The sequence below is a fragment of the Mycobacterium sp. E3247 genome, from assembly GCF_001667785.1.
Lineage (GTDB): Bacteria > Actinomycetota > Actinomycetes > Mycobacteriales > Mycobacteriaceae > Mycobacterium.
Genome location: NZ_LZJG01000385.1, coordinates 1 through 1,670 on the forward strand (window position 1 = coordinate 1; position 1,670 = coordinate 1,670).

The 1,670-nt window shown below is 67.0% G+C and carries 4 protein-coding genes; 1 reads left to right on the top strand and 3 read right to left on the bottom strand.

Annotated elements, in window-relative coordinates; all coding sequences use genetic code 11:
* The 3 genes from A9X04_RS20885 to sdhC form a co-directional block, all read right to left on the bottom strand.
* Positions 1–368, bottom strand: a 368-nt coding sequence (locus A9X04_RS20885; RefSeq protein ID WP_156764451.1) for an FAD-binding protein, incomplete at its 3' end; no start/stop codon positions are given.
* An 18-nt stretch (positions 369–386) separates the two neighbouring features.
* Positions 387–854: a succinate dehydrogenase hydrophobic membrane anchor subunit gene (locus tag A9X04_RS20890; protein WP_067924494.1), complete on the bottom strand. Its 468-nt coding sequence runs from the start codon at positions 852–854 to the stop codon at positions 387–389.
* A complete protein-coding gene (gene sdhC / locus A9X04_RS20895) occupies positions 851–1,189 on the bottom strand; it encodes a succinate dehydrogenase, cytochrome b556 subunit (protein WP_067924495.1) in 339 nt (112 codons plus the stop codon). Before sdhC ends, A9X04_RS20890 begins: the two co-directional genes overlap by 4 nt.
* 254 nt (positions 1,190–1,443) lie before the next feature.
* Between sdhC and A9X04_RS20900 the strand changes: the two genes are divergently transcribed.
* A partial coding sequence (locus A9X04_RS20900; RefSeq protein ID WP_082975137.1) for a cytidine deaminase occupies positions 1,444–1,670 on the top strand: 227 nt, incomplete at its 3' end.

Sequence of the window (1,670 nt, forward strand, 5' to 3'; positions counted from 1 at the left end):
TCGCGGGTGTGCCCGCCGAAGCGGCGCTGGTCGATGCGGCCCTCGGGGGTGCGGTTGAACGGCATCCCCATCTTCTCCAGGTCGAGCACCGCGTCGATGGCTTCCTTGCACATGATCTCCACCGCGTCCTGGTCGGCGAGGTAGTCGCCGCCCTTGACGGTGTCAAAGGTGTGCCATTCCCAGTTGTCGTCCTCGACGTTGGCCAGCGCCGCGCACATCCCGCCCTGGGCGGCCCCGGTGTGGCTGCGGGTCGGGTACAGCTTGGTCAACACCGCGGTCCGGACCCGCGGGCCGGCTTCCACCGCCGCGCGCATGCCGGCGCCGCCGGCGCCGACGATCACCACGTCGTATCGGTGTTGCTGGATCAACCGGTCAGCCCCCTAAAATCACGAGATATTCGGGTCGAATGTCACCAGCACGTAGGTGCCCAGCACCAACGTGAACCCCATCGACAACAGCAGCAGGCTGTTGAGCCAGAACCGGGTGCTGTCCTTGCGGCTGTAGTCGTCGATGATCACCCGCAGGCCGTTGCCGCCGTGCAGCTGCGCCAGCCACAGCAGCGCCAGATCCCAGAACTGCCAGAACGGCGAGGCCCAGCGCTGCGCCACGTAGTTGAAGTCGATGCGGTAAACGCCGTCGTCCCACATCAGCATGATGAACAGGTGCCCGACGGCCAAGACGATGAGCGCGACGCCGGAGAACCGCATGAACAGCCACGCGAACTTCTCGAAATTGGGGATGCCGGCCCGGCGCCGCGGCGAGCGCGGGTTGTCCAGGCTGGCCGGCCGGTCGTGGCTGCGCTGCCGCACCGGGGCCACCTCGCCCCGGCCGAGCTGCAGGTCCGGGGAGCTCATCGCAGGTGCTCGGTGATGTGGACCCCGGTCACCACGCCGGCCGGCACCATGAGTAGCAGAAAGACGACGCCGACGATCCAGAACATCAGCTTCTGGTAGCGGGTGCCCTCGGACCAGAAGTCGATGAGGATGACCCGGATCCCGTTCAGCCCGTGGAATACCACCGCGGCCACCAGCCCGTACTCCATCAGTCCGACGACCGGGGTCTGATAGTCGTGGATCACCGCGTTGTAGGTCTGCGGGCTCACCCGCAGCATCGCGGCATCCAGCACGTGGACGAACAGGAAGAAGAAGATCGTCGCGCCGCTGATGCGGTGCAGCACCCAGGACCACATGCCCGGGTCGCCCCGATACAGCGTCCGGGGCGGTCGGCGCCTGCGCGCGGGCGCAGATTGTTTTGCCGGATCCGCGGTTGTCGCCTGTGTGGTCACCGGAGTCCTCACCGCCTTCTGACATTGGAGGGCAGTCCAGCCTAACCCGGCCGAAGGACGCCCAGCGCCAAACAGTCCGCCAAGCGAAGCGTCGTGCCAGAGTTAGGGTGGCAGTCGCACGGGCCCGTCGGTGAGCGGGGTTTTGAACGAGGTTGGGTATGCCTGATGTCGATTGGAATACGCTGCGCCGCAAGGCAATCGGTGCCGCAGCGGGGGCCTATGCGCCGTACTCCCGATTCCCGGTGGGAGCGGCCGCGCTGGTCGACGACGGGCGCGTGGTCACCGGCTGCAATGTGGAGAACGTCTCATATGGCCTTGGTCTCTGTGCCGAATGCGGTGTGGTGTGCGCCCTGCACACGGGCGGCGGCGGCCGGCTGATCGCGCT

Excerpts from the sequence above, each read along its gene's own strand:
- A9X04_RS20890 (WP_067924494.1), bottom strand. The coding sequence starts at position 854 with ATGAGCTCCCCGGACCTGCAGCTCGGCCGGGGCGAGGTGGCCCCGGTG.
- sdhC (WP_067924495.1), bottom strand. The coding sequence starts at position 1,189 with ATGTGGTCCTGGGTGCTGCACCGCATCAGCGGCGCGACGATCTTCTTC.